This is a genomic window from Rhodococcus sp. 24CO (assembly GCF_050586165.1).
Lineage (GTDB): Bacteria > Actinomycetota > Actinomycetes > Mycobacteriales > Mycobacteriaceae > Rhodococcus_F.
The window spans coordinates 55,520-71,583 of sequence record NZ_JAZFNF010000004.1; the positions used below are offsets into that span (position 1 = coordinate 55,520).

The following is a 16,064-nucleotide window of genomic DNA, read 5'->3' on the forward strand; positions in this document are numbered from 1 at the left end:
GAGTCCACAAAATGAGACCCCCATCACCAGCGCCCCGGCTCGGTTACCATCGCCACCACAGTCGATTCGAGAACTCGAGGGCACGTATGAAAATTCGCTCCGTAACCATGCTGTTCGTCACCGCGATAGCTCTGACGTCGTGTGCCTCGAACACCACCGATTCCACGGCCGAAGGTGGCGCAGACGGCGGCGCGTTCCCGGTGACGATCGACACCAAATTTGGTGCGGTAACCATCGAATCCCAGCCTGAACGCGTGGTGGCGCTCGGCTGGGGTGACGCCGAGACGGCTCTTGCGCTCGGAGCTCAGCCGGTGGGTGCCAGCGATTGGCTCGCGTTCGGCGGCGACGGCGTCGGACCATGGGCACAGGGGTTGTACAAGGACTCACCAGAACTGATCGGCACCATGGAACCGTCCTTCGAAGCCCTCGCGGCTCTGGCTCCTGACCTGATCCTCGACACGAAGAGCTCCGGAGACAACAGTCGGAACGACCTACTCGCGAAGATTGCGCCGACAGTCGGAATGCCAGAGGGAAGTGACGCCTACCTCACATCGCTCGACGACCAGGTCACATCGGTCGCGTCCGCGCTCGGTGTACCCGAGAAAGGCGAAGATCTGCTCGCGCAAATCGACTCGCAGTACGCAGAAGCGAAGGCCGCACATCCGGAGTTCGCAGGGAAAACAGTCACAGTCATCGCCTACACATCCGAAGGGTGGGGCGCTTACGTGATGGGCGACTCGCGAGTCGATTTCATGACGGAACTCGGATTCGTGAACAATCCTCGAGTTCAAGCCGTGCCCACCGAGAACTTCTTCATCCCGGTTTCGGAGGAGAACTTGGACATGCTCGACGCCGACTTCGTTGTCGGGTTGCCGATCTACATGCCGACCGCGGACGTGACGAACAACGTTCTGTTCCAGCAGATCCCGGCCGTCAAGGATGGACGTTTCATTGTCCTCGACAGTGAGTCGGATATCTCCGCCGCATTTTCGACGAATTCGGTGCTGTCCATACCGTTTGCGCTCGAGCAGTTGGTTCCACTTATCGCTGAGCGCGTTTCCTGACGTCGTTTCCGGGAAAGTCAACCGGCCGGGTACCTCGTAGAGAGGTACCCGGCCGGTTGCATGTGCTGCGGAGGAACTTACGCGTGGCTGATCTGATCCCAGCCCTCGACGGACTCCGGAGTGCGCGGTGCCGGGCCGGTGTAGATAGCCGCCGGGCGAACCAGTTTGCCGAGGCGCTTCTGCTCGAGGATGTGCGCACACCAGCCAGCGGTGCGCCCGCACGTGAACATGGCAGGCATCATGTGCGCGGGAACCTCGGCGAAGTCGAGGATGACAGCAGCCCAGAACTCGACGTTGGTCTCGATCGCGCGATCGGGACGACGCTCACGCAGTTCCGCGAGTGCAGCCTGCTCGAGGGCTGCGGCAGCCTCGTAGCGGGGAGCATTGAGACGCTTCGCGGTGGCGCGGAGCACGCGGGCGCGGGGATCTTCGGCGCGGTAGACGCGGTGCCCGAAGCCCATCAGCTTTTCCTTGCGGTCGAGGATTCCCTTGACCAGTGCGCGGGCGTCGCCGGTCTTCTCGGTCTCTTCGATCATCGGGAGCACGCGGGCCGGTGCGCCGCCGTGCAGCGGGCCGGACATCGCGCCGATGGCGCCGGAGAGGGATGCGGCGACGTCGGCGCCGGTGGAGGCGATGACGCGGGCCGTGAAGGTGGACGCGTTCATGCCGTGCTCGGCTGCCGAAACCCAGTACGCGTCGATTGCCTCGACGTGTGCCGGATCGGGCTCACCCTTCCAACGGACCATGAAACGTTCGGTGACGGTCTTGGCTTCGTCGATGCGCTTCTGCGGAACTGCCGGCTGGTAGATGCCGCGAGCGGACTGTGCGACGTACGACAGGGCCATGACGGACGCGCGGGCGAGCTGATCGCGAGCGGTGTCGTCGTCGATGTCGAGGAGCGGCTCGTAACCCCAGATGGGAGCCAGCATCGCAAGTCCGGCCTGGACGTCGACGCGGACGTCCCCGGTGTGGATGGGGAGGGGGAACGGCTCGGCCGGCGGCAGGCCGGGGCCGAAACGGCCGTCGACGAGCAGTGCCCAGACGTTGCCGAAGGTTACCTTCTGGCCGACCAGGTCTTCGATGTCGACGCCGCGGTAGCGCAGTGCGCCACCGTCCTTGTCAGGTTCGGCGATGTCGCTGGTGAAGGCTACGACGCCTTCGAGTCCGCTCACAAAATCGTCCGGTATTGCTGCGCTCGCTGCCATTCTCGTGGACTCTCCTCGTTCGAGTGCGCCAGGTCTTCAGTCGCACTGCCTCAGCTTCCGTGACTGCGCCTCGGTGCTCGCAGGGATAAGCACGCACCGTGTTTTGTACTGCGCAATCGTCTCGTCCCGATTCGGCTGCTGTCGCTGGTGCGGCTCGCGGTTCGGATCGGGTCTAGCCACGGCAAACTTTAGCGCGTGCCGAGTAGTCGGTGGCCGGTTGGTACCCGGGAGTAGCGTTCTGGGCTGTGTCGAAGGAACGTCAGGACCCGGTGGTGGTGAACAGCGAACTCGCTGCGATGCGTGTGGGGTACCCGCAACCAGACAGTGAATCGGAGGCCGTGCACGATCGGATGCGCGTCGAGTTGGACGTAAGTCAGGTTGCCGACGGTTGGTTGCCGTTGATGCGTCAGTGGCTGTTGGACGCCGTCGAGGCGGATGCGCCGGAACCGAATGCGATGACGCTCTCGACTCTCGACGAGCACGGTCACCCCACGTCGCGGACCGTGTTGTGCAAGGGGCTCTCCGAGGAGGGGGTCCTCTTCTTCACCAATTACCGTTCGGACAAGGCCAGGCAACTCGACGCCCATCCGTATGCGTCGGCCAATTTCACCTGGCTGACCCTGGCCCGTCAGGTCATCGTTCGAGGTGCTGTCGAGCATGTGAGTCCGCAAGTGACACAGGAGTATTGGCGAACTCGCCCGCGAGGGTCGCAGCTCGGAGCGTGGGCGTCCCATCAGTCGCAGCCCGTCGAATCACGCGCCGTCTTGGACGAACAACTCCGTGAGGTGGCCGCACGTTTCGGCATCGACGGCGAGATTCCGGTGCCGCCGCACTGGGGCGGGATTCTGATCCGGCCGGAGTCCGTCGAGTTCTGGCAGGGACGCGCCAACCGTATGCACAATCGGGTCCGCACGACCGTCGTCGACGGTCGGTGGTCCGCAGTTCGTCTGCAACCGTGAGGCGGGTTCTCGCGGACACGACTCCGCTCGAAAATCTCGACTACCGCCGCCTGTGGACCGCCGGCATCGTCACCGTTATCGGCGCCCAGCTCAGTGTTGTGGCTGTCCCGCAACAGGTGTACGAGATCACGCGCAGTTCGGCCTATGTCGGTCTGACCGGAATCTTCGGTCTCGTCCCGTTGATCGTTTTCGGGTTGTGGGGCGGTGCCCTCGCCGACGTGATGGATCGACGACGGCTGCTCATGATCACGTCGGTCGGACTCGGTGTCACGTCGGTGCTGCTGTGGATCCAGGCGGCGCTCGGCGTGAACAACGTGTGGCTCGTGCTTGTGCTGTTCTCCGTGCAGCAGGCGTTTTTCGCGGTCAATCAGCCGACGCGCGCGGCGATCATTCCGAGGTTGATACCGGGTAGGCAGTTACCGGCTGCGAACTCGCTGAACATGACGGTTGTGCAGTTCGGCGCGATTGCGGGTCCGATGCTGGCCGGTGTGCTCATTCCGACGGCCGGGCTGCAACTGCTGTATCTGCTCGACTCGATCTTCTTGCTCGCCACGCTGTGGGCGGTGTGGAAGCTGCCGGCGATTCCGCCGACCGGCACCTCTCGACGGGCCGGTCTGAGCGAGGTCCTCGGTGGCTTTGCCTATCTGGCCACGCAGAAGGTGCTGCTCGCGTCGTTTGTCGTCGACATCATCGCGATGGTGTTCGGGATGTCGCGCGCGCTGTTCCCGGAAATCGCGCACGAATCGTTCGGCGATCCTGTCACTGGCGGCTTTGCCCTCGGTCTGTTGTTCGCGGCGATGTCGGCGGGAGCCGTTCTGGGCGGCGTGTTCTCAGGCTGGCTACCGCGGGTGGAGTACCAGGGGCGTGCTGTCTTGATCTGCATCGCGTTGTGGGGACTGTCGATGGTCGGCTTCGGCGTGGCCGTGTACTACGCGAGCCCCGGATCCAGCGCGCTTCTGCTCTGGGTGGCGGTGGCATTCCTCGCGTTCGGTGGCGCCGTCGACATGATCTCAGCGGCGTTCCGCAGCACGATGCTTCAGCAGGTCGCGACGGACGATATGCGCGGCCGACTCCAAGGGGTCTTCATCGTGGTTGTCGCGGGCGGTCCGCGTATCGGCGACGTGGTGCACGGCGCTGCTGCCTTCTTGTTCGGAACGGGGGTGGCGGCGGCCGGCGGCGGCGTTCTGGTGGTAATCGGCGTGGTCGTGGCGGCGATCATGTTCCCGACATTTGTCGCTTACAGGGTGGGACGCGCCGTCTGACGTCCTAGTATGTGGGCGGTTTGTGGGGGAAACTGAGTCCATGACGCAACCGCACAGCACGGGCAAGGGCGGCTTCGAAATCCGTGGTGGGGGTTATCGCGCCGAAATCGCGGCAGCCGGAGCAGGTTTGCGATTGCTTGATCACGAGGGGCTGTCCGGCAAACGTGCGCTCACCGAAACCTGGGAACTCGGATCGAAGCCGCCGCTGTCCGCCGGTTTGGTTCTGGCGCCGTGGCCCAATCGGATTCGAGACGGGCACTTCATGTTCGACGGTATCGAGCATCAGCTCGAGATCACCGAACCCGCCCTGAACAACGCCAGCCACGGGTTTGTGCGTCGTCGCAATTGGAACCTGGTCGACCACACCTTCGATCGCGTCGAACTGTCGGTAGACGTCGGCCTGCACAAAGGCTGGCCGTATCCGCTCGCGCTGTCGATCGTCTACGCAGTGGACGAGACAGGATTGACGGTCACCCACACCGCGACCAACAAGGGCGCCACCCCGTCGCCCTTCGGACTTGGTACCCACCCGTTCATCCGGGTCGGTGATGTTCCGCTCGACGAGTGCTCACTGCATCTGGCTGCGGGAACACGGTTGCCGATCGATCCGGAGCGGATGCTGCCGAACGCGTATTCGCAGGCCGTCGAGGGTACGGATTTCGATTTCCGGACGCCTCGCCCGCTCGAAGGTGTGCAGCTCGACACGCCGTTCAGTGCATTGGACGTGGTCGACGGTAGTGGCCGCACACAGCACGAATTGCTGGCACCGGACGGGACCGGGACCGCTCTGTGGACGACGCGCGAGTTCCCGTGGATTCAGGCCTTCATCGCTGATCCCGCAAACGGTAAGGGTTATCCGGACCGTGGTCGGGCTTTGGCACTCGAACCGATGACGTGCCCACCGGACGCCTTCAACTCGGGAATCGACATGCTGATTCTCGGCCCGGGGGAGACGTGGTCCGGTGTGTGGGGCATTAAGGCTTTGTGATTCGGAGGATTGTGCGTGGCCATTGTGATCTGCATCCCAGATAGTGGGAGCCTGTAACAAACGGCTGCAAAGTCTCGATGGCCGCAATCTGCCGAACCTCGTTCGAATCGACGTCACATTGTGCGCCGTGAGGCTGGATCTGTGAGGCGTTGCGCGAGAAGGAAAGTCCAGATCACGGCCATATGTGAATCCCGGAATGTAACGTGGAGCACGGCATTTCGGCACTCTGAAACCTGTTGCAGTTTAGGGGTATCTGTCTGAACCCGATCGACGTGCAAAACCCCCGTGGAGCGACCCTCCCTGGGCGCGTTGTGTTCGGTGCGACTAGTTTCTAGTTGATCGTATGTAGTTACTCGTTGGTTTGAGCTTGAGAGGGATCCTTCGTGCCCGCTGACAATGACACAAAGCCCACGCTTACTTACCCCGGTGGTGAGCACACGATGTCCATTGCCAGGGCAACCGAGGGCAATGACGGCATCGAACTGGGAAAGCTGCTGGCCGATACGGGGTACACCACCCTCGACCCCGGCTTTGTGAACACCGCATCCACCAGTTCCGCAATTACCTACATCGACGGCGAGAAGGGAATCCTGCGCTACCGCGGATACCCCATCGAGCAGTTGGCAGGTAAGTCCACCTTCATCGAAGTCAGCTACCTGCTGATCTACGGTGAGCTCCCCACCGACGCACAGCTCGAGTCCTTCACGGACCGCATCCGTCGCCACACTCTGCTGCACGAAGACCTCAAGCGGTTCTTCGACGGATTCCCGCGCAACGCACACCCGATGCCGGTTCTTTCCTCCGCAGTCAACGCACTTTCCGCGTACTACCAGGATTCCCTGGACCCCGAGGACCCGGAACAGGTGGAACTCTCCACCATTCGCCTTCTCGCGAAGCTGCCGACCATCGCGGCCTACGCGTACAAGAAGTCCGTCGGACAGCCGTTCCTGTACCCGGACAACTCGCTGAACCTGGTCGAGAACTTCATGCGCATGACGTTCGGTTTCCCGGCCGAGCCGTACCAGGGTGATCCTGAGATCGCCAAGGCACTCGACATGCTGCTCATCCTGCACGCAGACCACGAGCAGAACTGCTCCACGTCCACCGTGCGCATGGTCGGCTCTTCGGACGCGAACCTCTTCACCTCGGTGTCCGCCGGCATCAACGCACTGTGGGGCCCGCTGCACGGCGGCGCCAACCAGGCCGTGCTCGAGATGCTCGACGACATCAAGGCAAACGGCAGCACCGCAGCCGAGTTCGTCCGCAAGGTCAAGAACAAGGAAGACGGCGTGAAGCTCATGGGCTTCGGGCACCGCGTCTACCGCAACTACGACCCGCGCGCCGCGCTGGTCCGCGAGACCGCGCACAACATCCTCGGCAAGCTCGGCGGCGACGACGAACTGCTCAACATCGCCATGCAGCTCGAAGAAGCCGCTCTCACGGACGACTACTTCATCGAGCGCAAGCTGTACCCGAACGTCGACTTCTACACGGGTCTGATCTACCGCGCGATGGGCTTCCCGCCCCGCATGTTCACCGTGCTCTTCGCCATGGGCCGTCTGCCCGGTTGGATTGCGCACTGGCGTGAAATGCACGAGGATCCGGCTACGAAGATCGGCCGCCCGCGCCAGATCTACACCGGTTACACCGAGCGTGACTATCGGGACATAACCACCCGCTAGTTTTCTGCCCCCAATTCGCCTCAACGAGGAGGACCCATGAGTAGCAAGCCCGTAATCGAATTCCAGGAAGGCCCCGCGCCGACCGATCTGGTAATCAAGGACCTGGTTGTCGGAGAAGGCACCGAAGCCGTTCCCGGTGGAACCGTCGACGTTCACTACGTCGGTGTCGAGTTCGAATCCGGCGAAGAGTTCGATTCTTCCTGGAGCCGCGGCGAGTCCATTCAGTTCCCGCTGCGTGGCCTGATCAAGGGTTGGCAGGACGGAATCCCCGGCATGAAGGTCGGCGGACGTCGTCAGCTCACCATCCCGCCGGAGCTGGCATACGGCCCCGCCGGTGCAGGACACCAGCTGTCCGGCAAGACCCTGGTCTTCGTGATCGATCTGCTGAACGCCAAGTAAGACTTCTGCGCAGCACAAGAGTCCCGCACCGAGAGGTGCGGGACTCTTTGCGTATCCGTCGGCTCTGAATTGCTGTCAGCGCGCCGTCTTTCGTCGGTAGAGCCAGTTCGACCACACAAATCCCACGGTCGCGATGCCCACGCACCACGCGAGCGCGATCATGGCACTGTTCCCGATCGGGGTGCCCATCAAGAGTCCGCGCACCGTCTCGATGATCGGGGTCACCGGTTGGTGACGGGCGAACCCCTGCAGCCACGACGGCATGGTCTCGGCCGGCACGAAGGCCGTGCTGACGTAAGGCAGGAACATGATGGCGAAGGTGAATCCGCTTGCTGCCTCGGGGTTCTGGGCCAGCAGACCCAATGCCGTCGACAGGTACGACATAGCGAATACGAAGGCGACGATCACCGCGGCGACGCCGAGCCAGCGCAACAGATCGCTGGTCGGACGAAAGCCCATGATCAGGGCGACGACGACCACGATCGCCGTCGTCAGTACGTTGCGGACGACGCTGGCCAGTACATGCCCGGTCAGGACGGACGACGGCGAGATCGCCAGCGTCCGGAAACGGTCGATGATTCCATCCTTCATGTCGCTCGAGACGCTGACCGCGGTAGTCGATGCACCGAATCCGGCGCACAGCAGAATGATGCCTGGCACGACGTAGTCGATGTATTCGGTGCCGGTATTGATGGCGCCGCCGAAGACGTAGACGAACAGCAGCATGAGCATGACCGGCAGGGCTATCGCGGTGATCATCGAATCCGGACTGCGCAGAACGTGTTTGAGATTTCGGCGCAGCATCACCGAGGAATCGGTTGTCATGGTGGAGGTCATCGAACACTCGCAATCTCGGGTTGGACCGATCCGGTGAGCGCGAAGAACACGTCGTCCAGATCCGGGGTGTGAACGGAAAACTTCTCGACGGTGATCGACGGGTCGTCGATCGAGTCGAGGATGGCTTTGATCGACGGCACCGCCCCGTCGGAAGGGATGTGCAGGGTCAGAGCCTCGGCATTCGAATGCGCCTGCGGCAGTGATGCCGCGGCGAGTTCGAGTTGGGTCAGGTTCTCGAATTGCAGTGCGACGTGGCCGCCGGGAACCAGACGTTTGAGTTCGTCCGGCGTCCCCTCGGCGACCAGGCGCCCATCGCTGAGTACACCGACGGTGTCGGCCAATTCGTCTGCCTCGTCGAGGTATTGGGTGGTGAGAAAGATGGTGACTCCCGACGCGGTGAGACCTCGAACAATCGACCACATTTCGTGGCGGCTTCGTGGGTCCAAGCCCGTGGTGGGTTCGTCGAGGAAGACGATGTCGGGTTTCGCAACGAGGCTCATCGCGATGTCGAGTCGTCTGAGCATGCCACCCGAGTAGTTGCCGGCGCGTTTGTCGCCGAAGTCCGTCAGATCGAACTGGTCGAGCAATTCCTCGGCGCGTCGCCGGGAGTTCTTCCGGCCCAGGTGATTCAGCTCGCCCAGCAGGGTCAGGTTCTCGAATCCGGTCAGGAGGGTGTCGACGGCCGCGTACTGCCCGGTGACGCTGATACGCCGCCGAACGTTCTGTGGATCTCCGGGGAGTGAATGCCCCGCGACGGTGACCTCGCCGGCGTCGAAGGGGATGAGGGTGGTGAGAATTCGTACGGCCGTGGTCTTTCCGGCGCCGTTTGCTCCGAGGAGGGCGTACACCGATCCGGCCGGGACCGACAGATCGAGTCCACCCAGCACCTGTTGATCGCCGTATCGCTTGCTGAGTCCGCGGACCGAGATTGCGGGGATCGTTCCTGACATCGAGACCTCCGAGGGGTAACTGTGTATGGCATAAACTCGTGTTTATAGCGTACACAGTTCTAGGATGATGGCAAGAGCGAAGAGTGGGAGCGGTATGGATGGCGGTGCGCTACCGAGGGCGGTCGAACTGGCCTGGGGACTGGACCAGCCCGGAACGCGAGGTCCCAAGAAGGGGCTCAGTCTCGAGCAAATTCTCGACACCGCGATCGAGCTTGCCGACGCGGAAGGTGTGACGGCTCTGTCGATGGGCCGGGTAGCAAAATCCCTCGGGTTCACGACGATGTCGCTCTACCGCTACGTGGCGAGCAAAGACGAACTGATCGAACTGATTTCGGATCGGGTGATCGGGCCACCGCCGATAATTCCCGACGGCGTGACCTGGCGCGTCAAGCTCGAGGCGTGGGCGAATCAGGAGTACGCCACGATGCTGAGTCGGCCGTGGTGGCTCAAACTGCCCATCACCGCTCCGCCGACCGGGCCCAACAACATGGCGTGGCTCGACGCGGGTCTGAGCGCGCTCGACGGTGTCGCTCTGAGTGCCGCGTCGAAGTTCCAGGTCGTGACCAATGTGTCGTTATTCGTCATCGGCCGTGCCCGATTCTCGGCTGACCTGGCTTCGCGGTCGGCGCAGTCGGCTGACGACGACGTTGCGTACGGCGCCCTCATTGCTCGTGTCATCAATCGCGAGGACTTTCCCTACCTCAGTGCCGCAATCGAGGAGGGCGGCTTCGAGGACGGCAGCCCGGAGGGTGGCGCCGCCGGCGACGATGCCTTCGATTTCAGTTTCTCACTCGGCCTTCTACTCGACGGAATCGAGAAGCTGGTGGAGCGGTCAGGACACCAGCGCGGTGGCGCTCACGTCGTCGATGATCAGATCGGTGATCAGCCCACCCCGTAGTGCGCCTTCCAGTGCGGGCAACTTTGCCGTTCCGGCGACAATGCACACGCGTCTGGCGACCTTCTCGAAAAGATCGAGACGCGGACCACTCGCGCGCTCGTTGAGCTCGATTCCGCGATAGGTCCCGTCGGACCGGAAGAAGACGGTCGCGATGTCCCCGACCACCCCGTCGCGCCGAAGTGCTTCTGCTTCATCGGGTTCGAGGTACCCCGCGGTGTAGACGTGACTCGGTACGTTGCCGCCGGGAACACCGATGCTGAAGACCGCCAGGTCCATGCGCTTTTGCATGTCCAGTACTCGTTTGATGCTGCGTTCGCGCCACAACTGCTCCCGTGTTTCCGGATAGTCGAAAAATGCGGGGACCGGAAATCCTTGGGGGAGAGCGCCATAGGCGCCGGCGATGGTTCTGATGATGTCGCTGGCGTACGAGATTCCCGTCGTGCGAGTGTTTGCGGCACCGTTGAGTTGCACGACATACGAGTTGTAGGTGCGTTTGGGGCAATGTGCAGTCCGGTTGATCACTGCATCTGACATTGGAACTCGCGAATTGAGGATCCCCGTGTTGTCGACCTGTCGGATTCTGCCTGCCTGACGGTTCGCGCCGCAATTGCTCTTATCTCCCGAGGCTTGGATGCATTCAAAGGCGGAAACCACATTCTCGAGGATGAGAACAATGTTAATGTCGCTCGATTCATCCAACAGGAGTGAGGAAGTGCGATGTCAGTCAAACGTGCATCATTCGGGGTTCAATGTTCGAAAGCGATTGCGCTGGTGGCGGTAGCAGGCTCGCTAACCGTCGGGATTTCCGCAGTTTCCCACGCCGCGCCCATCGGTATACCCACCGGTAGTTCTGGATTCGGATCGGCCGAGTCGACACTGCCAGTCGCTCCACGCTTGGAATCAGTCGACAACTTTCGTGATGTCGCAGGCATCGGCGCAGGCTACTCGAACAACTTGGGACTTCGAGTCAATCGTGGCGTTTTCTACCGCTCAAATGCTCTGGCCAGCAATGATGCCGATGCAACAACTCTTGATCAGCTGGGATTGAGCGCGGTCTACGACCTCCGGACAGACGGCGAAATTGCGAGTAAACCAGACCGTGTTCCGGCTGGTGCACGATACACTCGACATCCACTGACCTCGGGACAGATGCCTTCATCCAGCAGCCTGGAATCCGCAGAGCAATCTCGTGAGTTCATGCGAAACATGAACCGGCAGTTCGTCACCGACCCCGAAGTTCGTGCTGAATTAGGCGCCCTACTCACCGATCTCGCGGAATCTGATGGTCCGCAACTATTCCACTGCACAGCAGGTAAAGACCGGGCTGGATGGACCGCAGCTATCCTGTTGTCCATAGCGGGAGTGAATCGCGAAACAATCTATGCCGATTACCTTTTGAGCAATACGTACTCGGCCAAATCCATAGAGGCGACTCGCATCCTTGTCACCGAACATCGCGGGCCTGAAGGTGCTGCAATAATAGAGCCGCTGCTGGTCGTCGACCCAAGCTATCTCGATGCTGGATTTGACCAACTCGAAGCCGATTACGACACCATCAACAATTATCTACTCACAGGCCTGGGATTGAGCCCGCAGACCATCGCGATTCTCGTTGCCAAACTCGTCGGATAGCGCCGCTGCCGTCTAGCTCAATGTGTTCTGGTTTCGATGGGCGTCTATCCGGGCGTCCATTGAACCCTCTCCTCGAAAAACACTCAGGAGACCGACGATGTAACTCGCAGGACTATTTACATCTCTGCACGACATCGCCCGGCAGCCGTCTACTGGGCTCGCATACGTTGCATTCGCACTGGTCAAGTCCGATTTTCTGCCCTTGATTGCTTGATTGCTTGATTGCGTGTGTGAATCTGGGTGAATCCAGCTTTTCCGTTATCTACAACCTTCTCAATCCCAAACCAGGACTTGCCCGTCATAGGCGCACAGCAGATCGGCGGGTGCGCCGCACCTGCGCGTATTCGTAACCGTTCTGCCAGGCCACTGTCAGGACGAGCACCCAGATGATCCACGTTGCGCTCATGTGAGAGCCGGCAACGCCGACGATCAAGGGAATTGCGGTGCACGGCAACGCCCACCCCAGGAGCCACCGCCGATCCGAACGGGCGAACAGTCCGGCAACAGCGCTGATTCCGAAGTAAGTTGCAACGCTGCCGCACAGCAGCCATCGCAGGCTTGTCGGCGTGTGTTCGGCTCCGTGTTCGGTGGCGGCGCCCAATCCGGCGACCAGTACCGCGATGGCGCCGGTGGTGAAGCAGTGCAGTGCCATGTCGATCCGTGCGGGAAAAGTGCCGGAACGTAGATGTGGGACACCGGCATTGCCGTACAGCAGGGACAACGACCACATCGCGGCGAGTAGCACGAATGAACCGACTGCCAGGCTGACGACCGTCGAGTCCCACTCCAGTTCCGATGCTGCGGAGATGACCAGGATGACGCCTTCGCCGAGCACGATGATGACGTAGAGGCCGAGGCGTTCGGCGAGATGCGCCCGATCGGAGTGCATGGCTTCGAGTTCGGGCATCCGACCGTCTTTGTTGCCGCGGAACCTGATGACCCGGTCCAGCTTCTCCTGCGCGTCCTCCATGAGGGCGGACCCGGATACGACGAACATGATGAGTAGATCGATCGTGACGCCGAGCGCCCACAGCCAGTACCGTGCGTCGCCCTCGACCCAGAACGAGATGATCCATGGCACGATTCCCAGTGACATCTGCGCGATGGGCCAGTCCACGACGATTTGGCCGTTGTGCCAGACTCTGCCGGCCAGCAACCGAACCGCGACGTACGAGACGGCAAACGCCAGGGCGTGGTTCTCGTGAATTCCCGCGACAGCGGCCATCATGACGGCCAACCCGAACATGGCGATCAACATGCTCGGAATACGCACACGATCCCCGGCGACGTTGCCGTACATCGTGAAACACGCCCACGCCGTCCAGAACGCAAGGTAGAGCAGGGCGTAGAGACCGAAGTCCGACCAGCTAGGTGAGCCGTGTAATAGATGGGCGAGTTGTCCGATGCCGGCTACAACCACAAGGTCGAAGAACAATTCGATCCATGAAGCGTGGCGTTCGAGCACCGATTCCTGGCTTGGCCTCTGCGGTTTTTCTGGCTCCGACATGGTGGAAAGTATCCGTCATCGGGGAAGTCGCTGCAGGTGAGCGTCGCACTTGTCCGTTTCTTGGCGCCCTGGCAAAAAGTTCGAGACCGTCGTGGACGTAAGCGACTTCTTTAGACCATGTCCTTCTTCTGTAGCCATCGCAAGATGGGCCAACCGCAGAAGACGGGCAGCCAGCAAGTGAGCACGCGGTAGAGGAGAACCGACGGGACCGCAATGCTCGCTGGGAGTCCGAATGCCGTCAGGCCGCCGATCAGGGCCGCCTCGACGGCGCCGACGCCACCGGGGGTCGGTGCGGCTGATGCAAGCGTGCCACCGATCATGGTCACGATGGTGACAGTGACGAATGTTGTTCCGCCGCCGAATGCCGCGATGCTTGCCCACAGCGCCAAGGCTGCGCCGAGAGTTGTTGCGGCGCTTCCGCCGACGATGATGAGGAAGCGTGTGGGGTTGCGCGCCAGCTGACTCAGTTCGCCGAGAACTTCGGTGATTTGTGGCTTGAGATCGTTGTTGAGCCAGCGCCTCAGTTTGGGGATGAACATGAAGGCGCCCAGGATTCCCAGGGCGATGCCGCCGATGAGGGACAGCACCGTCGTTCCGGGGATGAAATGCGACAGGTTGGCATCTCGGCCGGCCACGACGGAAAAGAAGATCAGCAGACCCACGTGGGTGACCACTTGAACCGTTTGCTGCAACGCAACTGCAGCAGTGGCTCGGACGGTTCCGAGTCCGCCCTTCTGGAGGAAGCGCACACTCAGTGCCAGGCCGCCGACACCAGCTGGAGTGGTGGTTGCCGCAAAAGTGTTGGCTACCTGCATGATCAGAAGATGTCGGTAACTGACCATCGACGACGCGCAGGCCCACAGAGCAGCGGCGGCGCCGACGTAGGTCAATGCCGAGACGCCGAGTCCCAGGAGTGCCCACCACCAGTTGGCGGTCTCGAGTTCGGACAGGAATGTCGGCACCTGAACCACGAACGGGTAAGCAACGTAGACCAAGCCGATGAGAAGCACCAGCTGGATGATCTGATTGCGACTGAATCGTGTGACCTGTGCCGGGGCGATTTTCTCGATGCCGTTCTTGGCGCCGACTTCGTCGCGAATCGCGGTCATCAGTGGGGTGGAATCGGGGATTCCCTTGCGGATTCGGTTTGGCATAGCAGAGACCGTCAACCGTCCGGAAGCGGCAAGAATTGTCTCGGCGCCCTGGGTGCGGATAGCCGCGTCCACGGCTGACTCGACGCCGAACAGTGCTGCCGTGGTGAGGAGCAGCTGCGCGTTGTCGGACTGCATCTGCACGTCGGTGGCGCCGAATTCGGAGTAGGCGTAACCGCCGAACAGGACTCCGCCGCCGTCGATGTGGATCTCGGACGCGCGGAGATCGCCGTGTGCCATCTGATGGACGTGCGTCGTGTGCAGCGTCTGCCACAGGGCGTCGACAAGCTTGGTGGACGGACCGTCCGCGTCGAGATCCTCGGTCTTCTGATCGCGGGCGGCGACGGTCAGCGGGATCCCACGGGGAGTGGGGCGAGCGTACATTTCCCAGCCGCGATCGAGTGGCGCGGTCGCCACCGCCTTGGAACTGGCGAGTCCGATATCGGCAAACGCGATTCCCATCAACGCGCGATGTTCGACAGCTCGGCGGAGCGACGCATGACGCGGCGGAGTCTCGCGATTTCGCAGGGAAATCCAGCGGAAAGCCTGACGAATCACGCCGCTGCTGCGCTGATTCTGTCCGTACAGTTCGACGGTCAGATCCTCGCAGAGTTCGTCGTCGGGGACTTCGTCGACGGCTGCGGACAGGACAAGGGGGCCGAGACCTGACGGGCTGACCACACGGAAGGCCGTGACACGGTAGCCGCGTTTCGTCAGTATCCGCACCGCGGAATCGAGCGGAACTTCGAGAGCAGGTGTACCCACGAGGAGCACGATGACGGCACCGATGAGATAACCGACGGCCAGTCCGAGCATCGACCGGGCGGGCACGATCGCACTGACGACGAGGTGGATCGGAGCGAACAGCAGCAGCAAGGTCCACCAGACTCGTCGCCACTTCTTTGCCAGCCACGGTCCGGACACGGTGAGAACGGCGGCCAGCATCGCGATCCAGCGGGGGTCGTCGAGGAACTGCGACAGGAAGGTGGCGTCGAGGCGATCGGGCACGTCGAGGTGCCATTTCGGGGCAGCGAGGCCCGTTCCGGTGAAGGACAGCGCTACCAGCGCACATAGCGCCGCCGCGGCATACCCGGCAAACAATTTCCAGCGTCGGCCGACGATCAGTTCGATGAGGATCGCGAACGGGAGAGCCAGGATAGCGAGGCCGTACAGGAGGTAAACCGTGTCGGAGAGGCTGGGGGAGAGAACACCGACGATGTTCGACACCGACGTCTCCAGGGCGTCCCACTGACTACGTGTGATCAATGATCCGGCGATCACACCGCCGAGAATGACGCCGGCAAATACGACGCGCATGATGTCGCTGGTTCTGCGTTGCAGCGGCGGCAGCAGGCTTCCCGTTACCGGGATGTCCCGTCCGTCAACACGCATATCCTCAGAACTCTTCTCATGCAGGTATCGGCAACCGTTGTGGTTACCTCGATTCAAAGTACCGTGCTGGCACCAGTGCGCCGTGAGGCAGCGACACGTTGCCTGTCCGCGGGCACGTACGTGTTGCCGCGCGTTCGC

General features: G+C 61.9%; 14 protein-coding genes. 8 read left to right on the forward strand and 6 right to left on the reverse strand.

Annotated elements, in window-relative coordinates; genetic code table 11:
- The first annotated feature begins 86 nt into the window (after window positions 1-86).
- Complete coding sequence (locus V2B23_RS10345) at window positions 87-1,064, forward strand: iron-siderophore ABC transporter substrate-binding protein (protein WP_430950271.1); 978 nt, start codon at window positions 87-89, stop codon at window positions 1,062-1,064.
- Between the two features lie 77 nt (window positions 1,065-1,141).
- Here the strand turns inward: V2B23_RS10345 and V2B23_RS10350 are convergent, their stop codons facing one another.
- Complete coding sequence (locus V2B23_RS10350; protein ID WP_138872219.1) at window positions 1,142-2,269, reverse strand: citrate synthase 2; 1,128 nt, start codon at window positions 2,267-2,269, stop codon at window positions 1,142-1,144.
- Window positions 2,270-2,514: 245 nt separating this feature from the next.
- Between V2B23_RS10350 and pdxH the strand changes: the two genes are divergently transcribed.
- From pdxH to V2B23_RS10375, 5 genes are all read left to right on the forward strand, one after another.
- Window positions 2,515-3,228: a pyridoxamine 5'-phosphate oxidase gene (pdxH, locus tag V2B23_RS10355; RefSeq protein ID WP_430950272.1), complete on the forward strand. Its 714-nt coding sequence runs from the start codon at window positions 2,515-2,517 to the stop codon at window positions 3,226-3,228.
- Window positions 3,225-4,490, forward strand: a complete 1,266-nt coding sequence (locus tag V2B23_RS10360) for an MFS transporter (protein WP_430950273.1) — start codon at window positions 3,225-3,227, stop codon at window positions 4,488-4,490. The genes pdxH and V2B23_RS10360 overlap by 4 nt, the downstream gene beginning before the upstream one ends.
- Before the next feature lie 40 nt (window positions 4,491-4,530).
- Window positions 4,531-5,478 carry an aldose 1-epimerase family protein gene (locus tag V2B23_RS10365; RefSeq protein WP_430950274.1) on the forward strand — a complete coding sequence of 316 codons (948 nt, stop codon included), beginning with the start codon at window positions 4,531-4,533 and terminating at the stop codon, window positions 5,476-5,478.
- A 383-nt stretch (window positions 5,479-5,861) separates the two neighbouring features.
- A complete protein-coding gene (locus V2B23_RS10370) occupies window positions 5,862-7,160 on the forward strand; it encodes a citrate synthase (RefSeq protein ID WP_033234107.1) in 1,299 nt (432 codons plus the stop codon).
- Window positions 7,161-7,196: 36 nt separating this feature from the next.
- Window positions 7,197-7,559 (forward strand): FKBP-type peptidyl-prolyl cis-trans isomerase, encoded by a 363-nt coding sequence (locus tag V2B23_RS10375; RefSeq protein WP_094271444.1) that lies wholly within the window; start codon window positions 7,197-7,199, stop codon window positions 7,557-7,559.
- Between the two features lie 75 nt (window positions 7,560-7,634).
- Here V2B23_RS10375 and V2B23_RS10380 read toward each other — a convergent pair whose 3' ends face one another.
- Both V2B23_RS10380 and V2B23_RS10385 read right to left on the reverse strand, forming a co-directional pair.
- Window positions 7,635-8,396: an ABC transporter permease gene (locus V2B23_RS10380; protein WP_430950275.1), complete on the reverse strand. Its 762-nt coding sequence runs from the start codon at window positions 8,394-8,396 to the stop codon at window positions 7,635-7,637.
- Window positions 8,393-9,346, reverse strand: a complete 954-nt coding sequence (locus V2B23_RS10385) for an ATP-binding cassette domain-containing protein (RefSeq protein ID WP_430950276.1) — start codon at window positions 9,344-9,346, stop codon at window positions 8,393-8,395. The genes V2B23_RS10380 and V2B23_RS10385 overlap by 4 nt, the downstream gene beginning before the upstream one ends.
- A 94-nt stretch (window positions 9,347-9,440) precedes the next feature.
- On the opposite strand from V2B23_RS10385, the gene V2B23_RS10390 reads away from it, so the two are divergent.
- Window positions 9,441-10,244 (forward strand): TetR/AcrR family transcriptional regulator, encoded by an 804-nt coding sequence (locus tag V2B23_RS10390; protein ID WP_430950684.1) that lies wholly within the window; start codon window positions 9,441-9,443, stop codon window positions 10,242-10,244.
- Here V2B23_RS10390 and V2B23_RS10395 read toward each other — a convergent pair.
- Entirely contained in the window at window positions 10,179-10,778 is a 600-nt protein-coding gene (locus tag V2B23_RS10395; RefSeq protein WP_430950277.1) for a sugar-binding transcriptional regulator, read from the reverse strand. The genes V2B23_RS10390 and V2B23_RS10395 overlap by 66 nt on opposite strands.
- Window positions 10,779-11,138: 360 nt before the next feature.
- Between V2B23_RS10395 and V2B23_RS10400 the strand changes: the two genes are divergently transcribed.
- Window positions 11,139-11,876: a tyrosine-protein phosphatase gene (locus V2B23_RS10400; protein ID WP_430950278.1), complete on the forward strand. Its 738-nt coding sequence runs from the start codon at window positions 11,139-11,141 to the stop codon at window positions 11,874-11,876.
- A 298-nt stretch (window positions 11,877-12,174) separates the two neighbouring features.
- Here V2B23_RS10400 and V2B23_RS10405 read toward each other — a convergent pair whose 3' ends face one another.
- Window positions 12,175-13,383 (reverse strand): low temperature requirement protein A, encoded by a 1,209-nt coding sequence (locus V2B23_RS10405; RefSeq protein ID WP_430950279.1) that lies wholly within the window; start codon window positions 13,381-13,383, stop codon window positions 12,175-12,177.
- Window positions 13,384-13,493: 110 nt separating this feature from the next.
- Window positions 13,494-15,926, reverse strand: a complete 2,433-nt coding sequence (locus V2B23_RS10410; RefSeq protein WP_430950280.1) for a lysylphosphatidylglycerol synthase transmembrane domain-containing protein — start codon at window positions 15,924-15,926, stop codon at window positions 13,494-13,496.
- Window positions 15,927-16,064: the final 138 nt, after the last annotated feature.